Below are 711 nucleotides of genomic sequence, written 5' to 3' on the forward strand. Positions count from 1 at the left end.
CCCCTGCCTGGCAAAGCCGTCGAGCATCAAAGCACCATGTTCATGTTTACATGAACATGACCGACTTGGCGCGGCGCTGTGAGAGCATGCTACCCCATGAGGTACGTGTACCTGTCTCCACACGGACACGCACCAAGGAAGGCGGAGCGGGGGCTACCCCTTCTTGGCGAGGGAGTCAGGCATCAGGCATCAGGCATCAGGCATCATGTTCATGTAAACATTAACATGATGCCTGATGCACTAGGCGAGGCTGAGCCCGGAAAACCTGATCCGTGAGGTAGCCAAAAGCCGTTATACGGATTGACACAGTCACCGGAACTTGGTCCGGCTCTTACGCCGATCCTCAACAAGATCGTTCGGTGCGACTTCAAACCCAGCATCTGAGAGAGCTTTGAGAACGAGATACTGCTTTGTGACACCAGTCGTAACGGCTGTGGTCGCAAGCTGCCGATCAACATACTCAGGAATAACCAGACGCAAGGAAGACATTGCCGTTGGCTCTGCTTCTTCAAGAGAGGTCTGTGCTCCCCATTTGGACCCGAGCTGCCGGCTATTCTGAGCAATCTCGTGGTCCTCCGCACCTCGCGGCGCACGAAGCCCACCAAGATTTAGCTTCGGTCTAGGAGTGGGAGCCAAATCTGCAGAGATCGGGGGGAGATCTCTTTTCGTCATGCCGCTTGCTCCAATAGACGGCCCAGCGTCACCAACAAC

1 protein-coding gene is annotated in these 711 nt (G+C 55.4%); it reads right to left on the bottom strand.

Features of this window, described 5'->3' with window-relative positions:
- Nucleotides 1–309 precede the first annotated feature (309 nt).
- Nucleotides 310–711, bottom strand: a 402-nt coding sequence (locus P792_RS38240; RefSeq protein WP_235075394.1) for a hypothetical protein, incomplete at its 5' end; no start/stop codon positions are given.

This window comes from Asaia sp. SF2.1, from assembly GCF_000505765.1.
Lineage (GTDB): Bacteria > Pseudomonadota > Alphaproteobacteria > Acetobacterales > Acetobacteraceae > Asaia > Asaia bogorensis.